The organism is Actinomadura sp. NPDC048021 (assembly GCF_040653135.1).
Lineage (GTDB): Bacteria > Actinomycetota > Actinomycetes > Streptosporangiales > Streptosporangiaceae > Spirillospora > Spirillospora verrucosospora.
Map to the genome: position 1 here is coordinate 81,946 of NZ_JBEZJQ010000021.1, position 13,587 is coordinate 95,532.

At 74.4% G+C, this 13,587-nt stretch carries 16 protein-coding genes; 8 read left to right on the forward strand and 8 right to left on the reverse strand.

Annotation, left to right across the window (positions count from 1 at the left end; translation table 11 throughout):
• Positions 1–58 precede the first annotated feature (58 nt).
• Positions 59–910, reverse strand: coding sequence for a GNAT family N-acetyltransferase (locus tag AB0C87_RS29960; RefSeq protein WP_360580580.1), 852 nt, complete (start codon positions 908–910; stop codon positions 59–61).
• Between the two features lie 265 nt (positions 911–1,175).
• Positions 1,176–1,769 carry a hypothetical protein gene (locus AB0C87_RS29965; RefSeq protein ID WP_353832051.1) on the reverse strand — a complete coding sequence of 198 codons (594 nt, stop codon included), beginning with the start codon at positions 1,767–1,769 and terminating at the stop codon, positions 1,176–1,178.
• A 193-nt stretch (positions 1,770–1,962) separates the two neighbouring features.
• Here AB0C87_RS29965 and AB0C87_RS29970 point away from each other — a divergent pair, with 193 nt between their 5' ends.
• The 4 genes from AB0C87_RS29970 (at position 1,963) to AB0C87_RS29985 (ending at position 5,797) form a co-directional block, all read left to right on the forward strand.
• Complete coding sequence (locus tag AB0C87_RS29970; RefSeq protein WP_360580582.1) at positions 1,963–3,072, forward strand: ADP-ribosylglycohydrolase family protein; 1,110 nt, start codon at positions 1,963–1,965, stop codon at positions 3,070–3,072.
• A gap of 55 nt (positions 3,073–3,127) precedes the next feature.
• A complete protein-coding gene (locus tag AB0C87_RS29975; RefSeq protein ID WP_345175336.1) occupies positions 3,128–3,634 on the forward strand; it encodes a GNAT family N-acetyltransferase in 507 nt (168 codons plus the stop codon).
• A gap of 84 nt (positions 3,635–3,718) precedes the next feature.
• Complete coding sequence (locus AB0C87_RS29980) at positions 3,719–4,756, forward strand: GDSL-type esterase/lipase family protein (protein WP_353832053.1); 1,038 nt, start codon at positions 3,719–3,721, stop codon at positions 4,754–4,756.
• Positions 4,757–4,831: 75 nt separating this feature from the next.
• Positions 4,832–5,797, forward strand: coding sequence for a CapA family protein (locus AB0C87_RS29985; RefSeq protein WP_360580585.1), 966 nt, complete (start codon positions 4,832–4,834; stop codon positions 5,795–5,797).
• A gap of 7 nt (positions 5,798–5,804) precedes the next feature.
• Here the strand turns inward: AB0C87_RS29985 and AB0C87_RS29990 are convergent, their stop codons facing one another.
• The gene (locus AB0C87_RS29990) at positions 5,805–6,374 is read right to left on the reverse strand and encodes a TetR family transcriptional regulator (RefSeq protein WP_360580587.1); all 570 of its coding nucleotides are present in this window, start codon (positions 6,372–6,374) and stop codon (positions 5,805–5,807) included.
• 66 nt (positions 6,375–6,440) lie between these two features.
• Here AB0C87_RS29990 and AB0C87_RS29995 point away from each other — a divergent pair, with 66 nt between their 5' ends.
• On the forward strand, positions 6,441–7,259 hold the full coding sequence (locus AB0C87_RS29995; RefSeq protein WP_360580589.1) for a class I SAM-dependent methyltransferase: 819 nt from the start codon (positions 6,441–6,443) through the stop codon (positions 7,257–7,259).
• Between the two features lie 9 nt (positions 7,260–7,268).
• Here the strand turns inward: AB0C87_RS29995 and AB0C87_RS30000 are convergent, their stop codons facing one another.
• Positions 7,269–7,763 (reverse strand): pyridoxamine 5'-phosphate oxidase family protein, encoded by a 495-nt coding sequence (locus AB0C87_RS30000; RefSeq protein WP_360580591.1) that lies wholly within the window; start codon positions 7,761–7,763, stop codon positions 7,269–7,271.
• A gap of 52 nt (positions 7,764–7,815) precedes the next feature.
• Here AB0C87_RS30000 and AB0C87_RS30005 point away from each other — a divergent pair, with 52 nt between their 5' ends.
• On the forward strand, positions 7,816–8,337 hold the full coding sequence (locus AB0C87_RS30005) for an N-acetyltransferase family protein (protein ID WP_360580593.1): 522 nt from the start codon (positions 7,816–7,818) through the stop codon (positions 8,335–8,337).
• 6 nt (positions 8,338–8,343) lie between these two features.
• On the opposite strand, the gene AB0C87_RS30010 is transcribed toward AB0C87_RS30005, so the two are convergent.
• On the reverse strand, positions 8,344–9,087 hold the full coding sequence (locus AB0C87_RS30010) for a DUF2071 domain-containing protein (RefSeq protein WP_360580594.1): 744 nt from the start codon (positions 9,085–9,087) through the stop codon (positions 8,344–8,346).
• 277 nt (positions 9,088–9,364) lie between these two features.
• Between AB0C87_RS30010 and AB0C87_RS30015 the strand changes: the two genes are divergently transcribed.
• Positions 9,365–10,210, forward strand: a complete 846-nt coding sequence (locus AB0C87_RS30015; RefSeq protein WP_360580596.1) for an MFS transporter — start codon at positions 9,365–9,367, stop codon at positions 10,208–10,210.
• 18 nt (positions 10,211–10,228) lie between these two features.
• On the forward strand, positions 10,229–10,717 hold the full coding sequence (locus AB0C87_RS30020) for a pyridoxamine 5'-phosphate oxidase family protein (RefSeq protein WP_345175321.1): 489 nt from the start codon (positions 10,229–10,231) through the stop codon (positions 10,715–10,717).
• Positions 10,718–10,788: 71 nt separating this feature from the next.
• On the opposite strand, the gene AB0C87_RS30025 is transcribed toward AB0C87_RS30020, so the two are convergent.
• The 3 genes from AB0C87_RS30025 to AB0C87_RS30035 are packed head-to-tail and all read right to left on the reverse strand — an operon-like array spanning position 10,789 to position 13,514.
• Positions 10,789–11,940: a nitronate monooxygenase gene (locus tag AB0C87_RS30025; protein WP_345175319.1), complete on the reverse strand. Its 1,152-nt coding sequence runs from the start codon at positions 11,938–11,940 to the stop codon at positions 10,789–10,791.
• A 9-nt stretch (positions 11,941–11,949) separates the two neighbouring features.
• Positions 11,950–12,345 carry an OB-fold domain-containing protein gene (locus tag AB0C87_RS30030; RefSeq protein WP_345175316.1) on the reverse strand — a complete coding sequence of 132 codons (396 nt, stop codon included), beginning with the start codon at positions 12,343–12,345 and terminating at the stop codon, positions 11,950–11,952.
• Positions 12,346–12,347: 2 nt separating this feature from the next.
• Positions 12,348–13,514, reverse strand: coding sequence for a thiolase family protein (locus AB0C87_RS30035; RefSeq protein ID WP_360580599.1), 1,167 nt, complete (start codon positions 13,512–13,514; stop codon positions 12,348–12,350).
• Positions 13,515–13,587 lie beyond the last annotated feature (73 nt).

Consider the following 13,587-nt stretch of genomic DNA (forward strand, 5'->3'; position numbering starts at 1 on the left):
CAGCCCAGACCGAACACGCCCACCGGCCCGCCGGGAGCGATCGGCGGGAATGGCCGCTTCAGGGGCGGGTGGGTGACGGGAAGGCGAGGACGAGGCGGTCTTCGACCGGGCGGTAGCCGAGGCGGTGGTAGACGCTGTTGCTGGTCGGGTTGGCGAGGTCGGTGAACAGCACGACCTCCTCGGCGCCGGCGTCCTGGGCGGCGCGGGTGACGGCGGCGGTCACCGCGGCCCCGTAGCCGCGGCGGCGGTGCTCGGCGGGGGTGTAGACGGGCGCCACGCGCGCCGTTCCCGCGATCGCCGGCGTCCGTCCCGCCAGGGCCACCGGGCGTCCGCCCGCCTCCCACAGCACGATGCCGCCCTCCGCGAGCCGCCCGTCGATCATCGCCGTGTTCGGGTCGCCGTGGCCGCCGGCGTCACGGCGGAACGCCGCGTACCAGTCGCGCACCAGATCCTGGTCGCCGACGTCCGCGACGCGCGCGGCGCCTTCCGGCGGCGGGTCCGGCATGTCGAGACCCGCCAGCCGGTGGAGCCGCTCGTGCCGCGCGACGCGGGCCGGGCTTCCGGTCCGGCGGGTCCACGCGTCCGCGAAGTTCTCGGCGGTCTCCTGCGTCCCGTTGACGCCGGGGACCGCCGGCTCGCGTCCGGCCAGAACCTCGGCCAACTCCGACGCCGCAGGCCCCGGCATCGCGCTCAGCAGGACCGGATACGGCCCCGTCCACACGCAGGTGCCCGCGACGTCGCCACCCGCCGTCCACCAGCCGAACAGCGCCTTCGGGTACAGGCCGGGCCCCAGGGTCCGGATCGCCTTGGTCACCGTCAGCGGCACAGTGTTCGCCACAGGATCGGCGCACAAGAATCCCTCCGCGCGCGCCAGGAACTCTTCGACATCGCCGGTCAGCTTCCACGCCATGCCTCAGCATGCCCCCGGCCACGTCCCGGACGCAGCCCAATTTCAGTGCCCTCAGGTCGTGGCCGGTGGTTCGCTTGGGTAAGGGCGCCCAGCTGACCCGTAACAGCCTGCAAAGGGCCGCGGCGCATCGCTGTGTCACTGCCGGCGCGCACTGGGTCTCCTGCCAGGGACGCGCTCTATGCCCAAAAGCCCGAGGCCGCCACGGGCTAGCTGTCCCAGCGGTGTGGGGAGCTGGCCGGGGCGGCCCTGTTCTGGTGTTGGCTGTTCAGCGCGTGGTCAGGGCGGCGGGGGAGGGGCGCTGTCTGCGGCGGAGGCAGTAGGCGATGGTCGCGGCTGCCAGGAGGGGACCCCAGGCCACGAGAGGGCCGTAGGAGGCGGCGAAGAGGACGAGCCTCCAGCCTTCGAGCCGCACCGCGGTCCCGTCCGGGGCGGTGAAGTCGTTGAAGCCGGGCAGGGCGACGAGCGTTCCCACGGTGAGGAGGGCGGCGCCCGCGCCCGCCGGGACGGCGGCGGCCAGGACCGGCACCCTGCGCCCGCCGAGCCCGGGGACCCGGCGCGGGACGACCTCGCCCCACCGGGAGACGAGGCCGACGGCGAGGAAGGCCAGCGCCTCGCTGAGGACGCTGAGGAAGATCGTGTATCCCCACATCGGGAGCCAGGCGGGGACGTCGCCCCGCGCGTCGCTCGCGTCCCCGCGGAGCGGCCCGATCGGAGCGCCGAAGCCCAGCGCGATCCGCCAGACGCAGGACGGCAGGACCACCAGGCTCGCGGCGTAGGCGGAGACGACCGCCCACCGCGGCGCGTCCTCGACGGTATGGCCGTGCATCCGGCGGACCACCGCCGTTGCGTTCCTCAGCATGTTCGCCCTTCCGGTCGTGCGGTTGCCTGCACGGACAGTGAAGGGCCTGCGCCCGGTGCGGGGCCTCCCTCGTGCGCGTGATCCGGCTCCCCTCCGGGAGGGAGCCGCCACCCTGCCGGCGGAGGGGGGCCGGGGGCCGCCGGTGCGGGTTTCCAGGGCGGTGCGGCGGGGCGGGATCGGTAGCGTGTCGGGAATGGCGGACACGGCGGGCGATCGGATGCTGGGGTGCCTGTTCGGAGGGGCGGTCGGTGAGGCGCTCGGACGTCCCGTGGAGGGGATGTCGCTCGCCGAGATCCGCGCGGCCTGCGGACCGGCGGGCGTGACCGGGCTTCCCCGGCGCGCGGAGATCGGGGAGGCGACGCAGCTGAGCCTGCTCACCGCGCAGGCGGGCGTCCAGGCGTCCATCCGGGCCCGGGCGAGGGGGATCGGCGGCGCGTACTTCGGGCTGGCGCAGGCGAACTACCTCGCGTGGCTCCGCGCCCAGGGCGAGCGGGTCCCGGAGCAGGACTCGCCGGTGAGCGGTCCGGCGCTGCGCGACCCGGCGGTGACGGCCGGACGCGGCGCCGGCCGCACCACCCTCGCCGCGCTGCGCAGGGCGGCGGAGCGCGGCAAGCCGGGGTGGCCGCTCGGCACGGTGGACGAGCCCGTCAACGACTCCAAGGGCTCCGCCGGCACGGTCCGGGCCGCGCCGTGCGGTTTCGGGCATCCCGACCCGGGGGCCGTCTTCGCCCGGGGGCAGGGCACGGCGGCGCTCACCCACGGCCACCCGTCCGGCCGCCTCCCCGCGGGCACGCTCGCCGTGGCGGTGTCGGCGCTCGTCCACGGCGCCGCCCTCGCCGACGCGCTGAGGGTCGCCATGGCGGAGCTCCGCAAGCACGCCGGGCACGAAGAGACGTCGGCGGCGCTGGAGAAGGCGCTGGCGCTGCCGCTCAGCGGCCCGGCGCCCGAGCGGCTGGAGAGCCTCGGCGGCGGGTTCACCGGTCCGGAGGCCCTCGCCATCGCGGTCCACGCCGCGCTCGCCGCCGAGGCCGCGGGCGGGTACCCGCTGGAGATCGTCCCGCGCGGGATGCTGCTCGCCGTCAACCACTCCGGCGACAGCGACTCCACGGGGGCCGTCTGCGGGAACCTCCTCGGCGCCCGGTACGGCTCGCGGGCCGTCCCCGAGCACTGGCGCGCGGGCGTCGAGGCCGCCGGGACCATCGCCGTCCTCGCCGAGGGCAGCGCCGTCGAGTTCGGCCCGAGCCCGCCCGCGGACTCCTACGGCGAGCCGCCGATGGACTGGCACATGCGCTTCTACGCCTGACCAGGGGCCGGATAATCGGGAGGACGGGGTCCGGGGGAGCGCCTACGATCGCGGCATGGGACATGAGGTCAGGACGGCGCGGGCCGAGGACCTGCCGGGGCTGGCGGAGATCGAGAACTCGGGGGACGCGATGTTCCGCGAGATCGGGATCGTGTTCCCGCCGGGCCCGACCGTGGTCGAGCAGGTGATCGGGAAGGGCGCGGAGATCGTGGTGGCGGGGGACCCGCCGGTCGGGTTCGCCGCCGTCGAGGAGGTCGACGGGGCCGCGCACCTGGAGCAGATCTCGGTGCGCGGAGACCTGGTGGGGCGCGGGATCGGCGTTCTGCTCCTGGAGGAGGTCAAGGCGCGGGCCGCCGCGGCCGGGGCGCCCGGAGTCAGCCTGCTCACGTTCCGGGACGTCCCGTGGAACGGCCCCTGGTACGCCCGGCACGGGTTCGCGGAACTGCCGCGGGAGCGGTGGGGGCCGGGGATCGCGGCCTACTGGGACGCCGAGGTCGAGGCCGGCCTGCACGAGCTGGGCCCCCGGCTGGTCATGTGGGCGCCGCTCGGGCGTCCCAGTTAAAGATCTACAATGTAAAGGCGGGAACCTGGGGCGCCCGGCGGACGTCTGGCCCATGGACGTCCGGTGCGTGCACGGAGGAGAGCGATGATCAGCCCGGTCGCGTGGGTGCGGGGCCGTCTTGGCGAGCGGGGGGCCGCGCTCGCGCTCCTGGCGCTGCTGCTGGCGCTGGCGGTCGTCCCCCTGGTGGCGATGCCGGCGGCGCGGTGCGAGGTGTTCGGGGCCGGGTGCCACGCTCCGGACCCCGAGCGGCGCGCCGACCCCGTCGTCGCGGGCACCCGGACGATCACCCCGGCCGAGGTGGCGACGCGGGGCGCCTACGTCGCGCTGGGGGACTCGTACTCGGCGGGCGTCGGGGCGGAGGCGACCGTGGGCGACCAGAATCCGCTCGACCGGTGCCACCGGACGTCCAAGGCGTACTTCCACGAGGTCTCACGGGCGTTCCGTTTCGCGAAGGGCGCCGCGTTCTGGGCGTGCTCCGGCGCGACCACCGAGGACGTGCTGGACGGACGGGGCGGCGAACCCCCGCAGATCGGCCGCATCGGACGGGACACCAGCCTGGTCACCCTCAGCATCGGCGGCAACGACGTCGGGTTCTCGCGGGTGCTCGCCGGCTGCGTGGTGAAGCTGCCGTGGGGGCGGGGCTGCTCCGCGCAGGGCGAGGAGATCGCCCGGCGGATGGCCGAGCTCCGGCGGAGCCTGCCCGCCCTGCTGGCCGAGATCACCGCGCGGGCGCCGTACGCGCGGGTGGTCGTGATGTCCTACCCGAAAGCGTTCTCCGAGGTCAGCGGCGTGGACGGGGACAACATCACCGTGCCGGACCAGCGCTGGCTGAACGCGCGGGCCTACGAACTGGGCGGGGTGATCCGGCAGTCGGTGACGGAGGCCGACGCGCGCAAGGTGGCCGGGCACCGGCACGGCAGCGTCGAGTTCGTGGACGCCTACAGCGCGTTCGCCGGCCACGAGGTCGGCAGCCGCGACGCCTACATGAACGGCCTGACGCTGAACCTCGCGGCGCTCGAAGCGGAGCCGCGCAGCTACCACCCGACGGTCGCCGGGCAGCAGGCGCTCGCCCGGCTCTTCGTCGACCAGATCAAGAAGGGCCCGGGCCGCGCGCTCTCCTGAGCGCGCCGCGCCGATCTCGCCGCGACCGGTGAGAGCCGTCCCCGAACAGGGCACGACTGTCCTGGGGGTTCTGCGATGGCCATCACGATCGCTCTCGCGGGGGACACGATGCTCGGACGCGGCGTGGCGGAGGAGATCGCCGCGTCCGGCCCGCACGGCCTGTTCTCCGAGGAGGTGCGCGAGGTCTTCCACGAGGCCGACCTCGCCCTGGTGAACCTGGAGTGCTGCGTGTCCGGGCGCGGACGGCGGTGGGACGCGCCGGACAAGCCGTTCCACTTCCGCGCGCCGCCGGCCGCGGCCGAAACCCTCGCCGACCTCGGCGTCGACTGCGTGACGCTCGCCAACAACCACGCTCTGGACTACGGGCCGGACGCGCTGGCGGACACGCTCGACATCCTCCGGCGGACGGGCATCCGGACCGTCGGAGCCGGCGAGGACCTCGCGCGGGCGTGGGAGCCCGCCGTCCTGGAGGCGGGGGGAGTGCGGGTCGCGGTCGTCGGCGTCACCGACCATCCGGCCGATTTCGCCGCCGGACCGGACCGGCCGGGCGTCGCCCTCGCCGACCTGGAGGAGGGCGTCCCCGGCTCCCTGCTGGAGGAGATCCGGCGGCTCCGCGGCGGCCACGACGCCGTCCTGGTCATGCCGCACTGGGGGCCGAACATGATCCCGGCGCCGCTGCCCTACGTCCGGCGCGCGGCGGGGAGGCTGGTGGACGCGGGCGCGACGCTCGTCGCCGGGAGTTCCGCGCACGTCTTCCACGCCGTGGCGTGGCCGGTCGTGTTCGACATGGGCGACTTCATCGACGACTACGCGGTGGACGCCCTGCTGCGCAACGACCTCGGCCTGCTGTTCCTGGTGACGCTGGACGCCGCCGGGCCGTCCCGGATCGAGGCGGTGCCGATCCGGCTGGACTTCTGCCGCACCCGCCTGGCCGCCGGCGCCGACCGCGCCTGGATCATCGACCGCTTCGCCAAGGCCTGCGCCGCCTTCGACACGCCGGTGACCGTCCGGGACGACCGGATCGTCGTCGAACGGCTGTAAGGGAGGGTCAGCGCAGCGCGGCCGCGACGACCCCGGTGACCGTCCTGCGCACGGCCTCGTCGTCCGGAGGGGCGGCGGTCCGGTCGGCGAACAGCAGGTGGGCGGCGCCGACCAGGGTGGGGGCGAGCAGGTCGACCTCGGCGTCCGCCGCGACGCGGCCGAGTTCGCGCTCGGCGGCGAGGTAGGAGGCGATCATCTCCACGGCCTCGGTGAGCACCGGCACGCCGGCCGGCCAGGTCCGCCGCAGCCGGGCGCGCAGCTCGTCCCGGAAGGTGATGAGGGGGAGGATCGCGACGGCGACCGACGCGAAGACGGCCCTCAGGGCGGCGGAGAGGTTGCCGACGACGGTGCCGGTCCCGGCGGCGTCGCGGAGGGCGGCGGCCTCGGCGTCCATCCGGTCCACGCGGTCCAGCACGAACTCGGCGAGGAAGGCGTCGAAGTCGGCGAAGTGCCGGTGCAGGACGCCCTTGGCGCAGTCCGCCTCGGCGGTGACGGCCCGGCTGGTCAGCGCGCTCGGCCCCTCCCGCAGCAGGACGCGTTCGGCGGCGTCGAACAGCTGCCCGCGCACGTCGCGCATGGCGACCCCTGTCGGCACGGCGGATCCCCCTTGACGAGTGGGCAAGCGCCCATTCATAGTGGGCGCATGCCCATTATAGCGACCGACCCGTCCCCCGAGCCGCATCGCGCCCGCGAGGTGGCGGAGTCCTTCGGCACGGACCCCGAACGCTACGACCGCGCCCGGCCCCGCTATCCCGACGCCCTCGTGGAGCGGATCGCCGCCGCCTGCCCCGGCCCCGACGTCCTCGACGTCGGCTGCGGCACGGGCATCGAGGCCCGCCAGTTCCAGGCGGCGGGCTGCACGGTGCTCGGCGTCGAGCCCGACGCGCGGATGGCCGCCTTCGCGCGGCGCGGCGGCCTGGAGGTCGAGGAGGCCACGTTCGAGTCCTGGGACCCCGCGGGCCGGGACTTCGACGCCGTGATCGCCGGGACGGCCTGGCACTGGGTGGACCCGGTCGCCGGAGCGGCCAAGGCGGCGCGGGTGCTGCGCCCGCGCGGCCGGCTGGCGGCGTTCTGGCACGTGTTCCAGCTCCCGCCCGCCGTGGCGGACGCCTTCGCCGCCGTCTACCGGCGGGTCGTGCCCGACTCGCCGTTCACCGTCCACGCGGACAGGCCGGCCATGGAGATCTACCAGATGATGTTCGCCAAGGCCGCCGACGGGATCCGGGCCGCCGGAGGCTTCGGCGCGCCGGAGCAATGGCGGTTCGACTGGGAGCACACCTACACCCGCGACGAGTGGCTGGACCAGATGCCCACCCACGGCACGCTCACCAGGCTCCCGGAGGCCGACCGGGCGCGGGTGCTGGAGGGCGTCGGCGAGGCCGTCGACGCCATGGGGGGCTCCTTCGTCATGCCTTACGCCACCATGGCCGTCACCGCGGTGCGCGACCCCGGCCAGGGGTGACGGGCGGCCTCAGGTCTGCTTCACCGGGTGCACGCGGCGCCGGGTGTCGATCCCGGCGGCGTTGCGCGGGTCGCGGCCCGGCAGGTGAACCTCGTATCCGGTCGCGTCCGCGTGGTAGAGGCGCAGCGGGGCGTCGCCGCTGAGCTCGTCCGGCTGGAAGGCCACCGCGCCCGGACCGGCGTCGGGGAACGCCTCGGCGCAGCGCCGCGGCAGATCATCGTCCGGAACGACGGAGGCCACGGCGTCGACGTAGACGGCGCGGCCCTGCCCGATCTCCACGTTCGAGTCGAAGATGACGAGGGCGACCTCCGGGCGCGCGGCGATGTTGCCGGAGTGCCGCGCGTCCGGGGAGGACACCCAGTAGAACGTGCGGTAGCCGGCGTGCGTGAAGTACACCGGCGACAGGCGGGGCCGGTGATCGGCCTCGCTCGTCCCCAGGGTCATGTACCGGTTCTCGTCGATGACGGCTCGCGCCAACTCGTCCAAATCCTCTGGCAGGCTCATGGAGGAGAAGTCTCGCGGATGGGGCTGACATCCGCGGACCGGAAGGACGCACATGAACGAGCCGATCGAGGAACCCGGCATCGTCGTCAGGGCCATGCGCCCGGGCGACGCCGGCCGCGTGCTGGCGATCTACCAGGAGGGCCTGGACACCGGCCAGGCCAGCTTCGAGACCACGGCCCCGACCTGGGCGCAGTTCGACGCCGCCAAGCTGGGGCGCCACCGGTACGTGGCCGCCGAGGCGGGCCCGTCGGGCGAGGTCCTCGGCTGGATCGCCGCCGTGCCCGTCTCCGACCGCTGCTGCTACAGCGGGGTGGTGGAGCACAGTGTCTACGTCAGCCTTCGTGCGCAGGGCCGGGGTGTGGGCGCCGCGCTGCTGTCCGCCCTGATCGCCTCCACCGAGGAGGAGGGCATCTGGACGATCCAGTCGGGCGTCTTCCCCGAGAACACCTCCAGCCTGCGGCTCCACGCCAAGGCCGGGTTCCGCACCGTGGGCGTCCGCGAACGCCTGGGCCGCCTCAACGGCCGCTGGAGGGACGTCGTCCTCCTCGAACGCCGCAGCCCCCGCGTCCTGTAGCGCGGCTCAGCGGAGCGATCGATCGTCCGGGCGGCCGAACCGTACCGGCACGCCTGGCGAGTACAGCACGCTGACCGGTTCCCCGAGCGGCCCCGGCAGGCCCGCCGCGGCCACGAGGTTCTCCTCGCAGCGCAGGAGCGACGCCCGGTGCAGCGGCCACCGCGGATGGACGTTCGGCAGGAACGCGACACGCCCGCGGACGGCGGTGTGCATGCCCCAGCGGGCGGTCAGGAAGTGCTCCAGCTCCGAAGGCGCCTCCACCCGTTCGCCGATCCGCACGGCGATCCGGCTGTAGGCGCCGCGCGGGCCCGGCCAGCGTCGTGAACTGGCGTAACCGATCACGTCGTCCCGGGCTCGGATGGCCATGCGCGCCCACTGGTACGGCAGCCGGACCCCGGCCCTCGCGATCAGCACGGGCAGCAGCCGCGCGGCGTCCAGCGACCGGAAGACCACACCGCGCCGCCCCTGCGCGTCCACCGAGTACAGCCGCACGTTCGTTTCCGGAAACGTCCCGAAGTACGGGACTCCGGGCAGCCTGAACCACCCGACCCGGTCCATCCTGAACGCGATGAGACCGACATAGGTGGCCCCGTGCAGTGTGTCCGGAGCGACGCCCTTCGGTAGCAGCGGCGCCACCCGTCGCGGCTCCACGGCCCAGTGGACGAACGCCAGGTCACGCCACCACTGCGTGATCCACGGCCTGGGGACCACGCCGGGCGGATCGGCCGCGATGGGCTGGGGAACGGGCACCCCGCCATCGTCGCACACGGTTGATCATGTCCCCCGCCGGCCCGCTCGGGGCGCGGGGGGGAGGAGACCTCGCGTTCGACCGTACCTCGCGGTCCGCGCCGGTCCCCCGGAGAACGCCGTCGTCGGCGCCGGTATCCGCGCGGTAACCGGGGGACTCGGAAGTGCCGTCTTCTGATCCCACCGGCAGTGCCGGACGATGTGGCCGGTGGCAAGAGGGAACCGGCCGTCACCTGGGGAACCACCCCGTCCGGTTCCGTCGAAGGAGTGCCGGGCGACGATGTCCGATTCGAGCGAGCGAATGAACGGGCGCGCATGGGGCGTCCTGATGGTGCTGTGCGGCGCGATCTTCCTAGAGGGGATCGACGTCGCGATGCTGAACGTCGCGCTGCCGTCGATCCGCGCCGACTTGGGCCTGTCCACGGGGATGCTCGGCGGCGTGGTGAGCGCGTACGTGCTCGGCTACGGCGGTTTCATGCTGCTGGGCGGCCGGGCCGCCGACCTGCTGGGGCACCGGCGGATGTTCGTCCTGTGGCTGTCGGTCTTCCTGGTCTTCTCCGGCGTCGGCGGATTCGCCACCGGGGGCTGGATGCTGCTGGCCGCGCGTTTCCTCACGGGCGTCGCGGCCGCGTTCATGGCGCCCGCCGGGCTGGCGCTGGTCACCTCCACCTTCCCCGAGGGGCCGGCGCGCACCCGGGCACTGGGCGTCTACGCGGGGACGGCGGCGGGCGGGTTCTCGCTGGGGCTGGTGGCCGGGGGCATGCTCGCGTCCTTCGGCTGGAGGTGGGTGTTCTTCGCGCCGGTCATCATGGCGGCGCTGATCCTCGTGGCGGCGCTGGCCCTGCTCCCCGGCGCGGGCGCGGTGCGGAGCCCGGGCGGTTTCGACATCGCCGGGGCACTGACCGTCACGGGGGCGATGCTGCTGCTGGCGTACGGGGTGGTCCGGCTGGAGGACCTCGCCGCGGGAACGGGCCTGGACGCCCTGCGCACCGCCCTCGCCGTCCCGGTCGCGGCGGCGGTGCTGGGCGCGGTCGTGATCGCGTTCAGCCTCCGCTCGCCCGCGGCCCCGGACGACGCGACCCCGGACTGGAGCCCGCTCGCCGAGCCCGCCGAGACCGCTGCCTGATCGGGAAGGGAGACGCCAGTGGCCACGAAGGTGAAGTCGTTCACCGAGATCAGGGATCAGTTCGACGCCTACATCGGCGACATCGTGTACGCGACCATGACCACCGTCGACGCGAAGGGCCGGCCCCGCGCGCGTGTGCTCATCCCCGTCTGGGAGACCGGCGACGGCCGCCCGCTGGGTTGGCTCGCCACATACCGGACGCCCGTGAAGGCCGCGCATCTGGCCGGCAATCCGCACACCACGTTCTCCTACTGGACGCCGAGGCAGAACGCGGTCAGCATCGACGCCGTCGCCGCCTGGGACGACGACCTGGAGACCAAGCGCCGCGTCTGGGACCTCTACCGGCGGACGAGCCCGCGGGGCGCCGGGTACGACCTCGGCCGGTTCTGGCGCGGCGGGCCGGAGGATCCGGAACTGCACGTCCTGCGGCTGGAGCCCTGGCGCGTCCAGGTGATCAGGGGGACCGACCTCCGCAGCACCATCTGGTACGCCGAAGGGAAGCACTGAGCGAGCGCCGGGGCCGGGACGTCCCCTTGCCGGGCCGGACCGGCGGGCCCGGCCCGGTCATCTCGACGCCCTCAGGGCTGAGTGGCCGACTCCTCGCCGGTGATGCGGTTGAGGCGCTCCACCGCGTCGGCGAAGTCCTCGACCATGTCGTAGACGACCTGGCGGGCGGGCTTGACGGTGTTCATCAGGCCGACGCACTGGCCGACGAAGTAGTTCGCCAGGGCGCGGGCGCCCGGATTGCCGGACTCGGCCACCTTGGTGATCTGCCGCATGGCGCCCTCCGCCACGATCATCTGGAGCGGCATGCCGAGCGGGCCGGGGCTGTCCGGGCCCTCCCACTCCTGCGTCCACGCGGACCGCAGCTGCCGTGCGGGCTTGCCGGTCCGCGACCGCGACCGGATCGTGTCGCGGGACGTGGCGGCGAGCAGCTTCTCCTTGACCGGCGGGGACGTCTCGGCCTCCTCGGTGGTGAGCCACACCGAGCCGCACCACACGCCGGACGCGCCGAGCGCCAGGGCCGCGGCCATCTGGCGTCCGGTGGCGATCCCGCCCGCGGCGAGGACGGGCACCGGCGCGACCGTGTCGACCACCTCGGGGACGAGCACCATCGTGGAGATCTCGCCGGTGTGCCCGCCGGCCTCCCCGCCCTGCGCGACGACGAGATCGACGCCGGCGGCGACCTGGCGGCGGGCGTGCTCGGACGTGCCGACCAGCGCGGCGACGGGGATCCCGGCGGCCTTGGCCTTCTCCACCATCAGCGGCGGCGGGGTGCCGAGGGCGCTGGCGATGAGGCCGATCGGGTGGGCGAGCGACACGTCGATCAGCTCGGTGGCGCCCTCCTTGGTGACCTGCGCCCCGCCGCGCGCGTTGGACCGCTTCGCCTTCTCGAAGTCGGGCAGCGGGACGTCGTACCTGGCGAACAGTCCGACGAGGAAGTTCCAGTGCTCGTCGGGGACGGCGGCGAGCAGGGCGTCCAGGCCGCCGCCGCCCTCCGCCGCCTTGTCGATCTTGCCGGGGACGAGCACGTCGACGCCGTAGGGGCGGCCGCCCACGTGGTCGTCGATCCAGCGCAGCTCCTCTTCGAGCCGGTCCGGGGTGTACGCGACGGCGCCGAGGACGCCGAACCCGCCGGCGTTGGTGACGGCGGCGACGACGTCGCGGCAGTGGCTGAAGGCGAACAGCGGGAACTCGATGCCGAACCGTGCGCAGACCTCGGTGTTCATGGCCCGACGCTAACGGACCGAACCACGTTCGGTCCAGGGGCGGAACAGCACGTACGACTCGCCCTCGTCCGGGTGCTCGAACGCCGCGCGCAGCGCGAGCCCCTCCCGCAGGTCCGCGCGCTCCACGCCGTCGAGGCGGGCGTGCAGCCACGGCCCCTCGGCCAGCTCGACCAGCGCCAGGAACACGGGTGGCTCCTTGGGCAGGACCGTCCAGGTCACCAGGGTCGCCGCGCCGCTCGCCTCGGCCCAGCCGAGGTCCTCCTCGCCGCATCCGGGGCAGCCGCTCGCGTCCGGCGCGAACCACCGGTCGCACGCCTCGCAGCGCCGGACGACGAGCCGGCCGGCGGCCGTGCCGTCGAAGAACGGGTCGGTCCGTCCGTCCCGCCGCAGAACGCCGACGTCCATGCCTAGGCCCCCTTCTCGTGCGGGCTGACGACCAGAGTGGAGTGGTGGTCGAGGATCCCGCCGTTCCCGCTGACGAGGATCACGTCGGTGGAGGGCGCCTGCCGCTCCCCGCCGTCCCCCCGCGCCTGGATCACGGCCTCCGACAGGGGCGTCATGCCCCACATGTAGAACGCCGACAGCTGCCCGCCGCCGGTGTTGGTCGGCAGCGACCCGCCGGGCCCGAGCGCGCCGGACGCGGCGAACGCGCCGCCCTCGCCCTTGGCGCAGAACCCGTAGTCCTCCAGCGTCACCAGGACCGTGTAGGTGTAGCAGTCGTACAGCTCGCACACGTCCACGTCGGCGACGGTGACGCCGGCCATCTTCATCGCCGCCGCGCCGGACGCCGCGGCGCCCGTCGTCAGGCCGAAGTCGCTGCCGCGCTCCTTGCGGTGACCCGGGTGCCCCTGCCCCCAGCCCCACAGGTGCACGGGCGGGCGCGCCAGGTCGCGGGCCCTGTCGGCGCTCGTCACGATGACGGCGACGGCGCCGTTGGACACCAGGCAGCAGTCCAGCAGGTGCAGCGGCTCGGACACCCAGCGGGAGCGCTGGTGGTCCTCGATCGTGATCGGCTCGCGCATCTGGGCGAGCGGGTTGCCGGCGGCCCACCGCCGGGTCGCCACGGCGATCGCGCCGAGCTGCTCGCTCGTCGTGCCGTAGCGGGCCATGTGCCGCTGCGCGGCGAGGGCGTAGTGGGAGTTCACGCTGCGCAGACCGAGCGCCGCCGTCATCCCCCCGAACCCGTACCATTCCGCCCCGCCGCCGTCGCGGTTGTAGGCCGAGCCCGCCGACTGCTTCGGCTTCAGCGGCGCGTCCGCGAACACGCACGCGACCGTGGTCGCCGAACCGTTCAGCACCGCCATCGCCGCGTACGAGACCATCGCCCCGGCCGTCGCGCCGAAGGAGTTGACCAGGGCCAGCAGCCGCAGGTCGCGCAGGCCGAGCGTGTCGGCCAGCTCGATCCCGGGCGAGCCGCCCAGGCCGTGACTGACCAGCAGCCCGTCCAGGTCGCCGAGCGCCAGGCCCGCGTCGGCGACGGCCAGCCGCACCGCGTCGGCGGCGAGCCGCCGCGGGCTGCGCCCGTACACCCTGCCGAGCTCGGTCATGCCGAGCCCCACGATCGAAGTGCCCATCGCCTCGCTCTCCTCGTCCGTCGGCGCCACGGTACAGAATCGCGTTCGGTAGGGGAGCGGGCGGGGTGATCGC

Excerpts from the sequence above, each read along its gene's own strand:
- AB0C87_RS29960 (WP_360580580.1), bottom strand. The coding sequence starts at position 910 with ATGGCGTGGAAGCTGACCGGCGATGTCGAAGAGTTCCTGGCGCGCGCG.
- AB0C87_RS29965 (WP_353832051.1), bottom strand. The coding sequence starts at position 1,769 with ATGCTGAGGAACGCAACGGCGGTGGTCCGCCGGATGCACGGCCATACC.
- AB0C87_RS29970 (WP_360580582.1), top strand. The coding sequence starts at position 1,963 with ATGGCGGACACGGCGGGCGATCGGATGCTGGGGTGCCTGTTCGGAGGG.
- AB0C87_RS29975 (WP_345175336.1), top strand. The coding sequence starts at position 3,128 with ATGGGACATGAGGTCAGGACGGCGCGGGCCGAGGACCTGCCGGGGCTG.
- AB0C87_RS29980 (WP_353832053.1), top strand. The coding sequence starts at position 3,719 with ATGATCAGCCCGGTCGCGTGGGTGCGGGGCCGTCTTGGCGAGCGGGGG.
- AB0C87_RS29985 (WP_360580585.1), top strand. The coding sequence starts at position 4,832 with ATGGCCATCACGATCGCTCTCGCGGGGGACACGATGCTCGGACGCGGC.
- AB0C87_RS29990 (WP_360580587.1), bottom strand. The coding sequence starts at position 6,374 with ATGCGCGACGTGCGCGGGCAGCTGTTCGACGCCGCCGAACGCGTCCTG.
- AB0C87_RS29995 (WP_360580589.1), top strand. The coding sequence starts at position 6,441 with ATGCCCATTATAGCGACCGACCCGTCCCCCGAGCCGCATCGCGCCCGC.
- AB0C87_RS30000 (WP_360580591.1), bottom strand. The coding sequence starts at position 7,763 with ATGAGCCTGCCAGAGGATTTGGACGAGTTGGCGCGAGCCGTCATCGAC.
- AB0C87_RS30005 (WP_360580593.1), top strand. The coding sequence starts at position 7,816 with ATGAACGAGCCGATCGAGGAACCCGGCATCGTCGTCAGGGCCATGCGC.
- AB0C87_RS30015 (WP_360580596.1), top strand. The coding sequence starts at position 9,365 with ATGTCCGATTCGAGCGAGCGAATGAACGGGCGCGCATGGGGCGTCCTG.
- AB0C87_RS30025 (WP_345175319.1), bottom strand. The coding sequence starts at position 11,940 with ATGAACACCGAGGTCTGCGCACGGTTCGGCATCGAGTTCCCGCTGTTC.
- AB0C87_RS30030 (WP_345175316.1), bottom strand. The coding sequence starts at position 12,345 with ATGGACGTCGGCGTTCTGCGGCGGGACGGACGGACCGACCCGTTCTTC.
- AB0C87_RS30035 (WP_360580599.1), bottom strand. The coding sequence starts at position 13,514 with ATGGGCACTTCGATCGTGGGGCTCGGCATGACCGAGCTCGGCAGGGTG.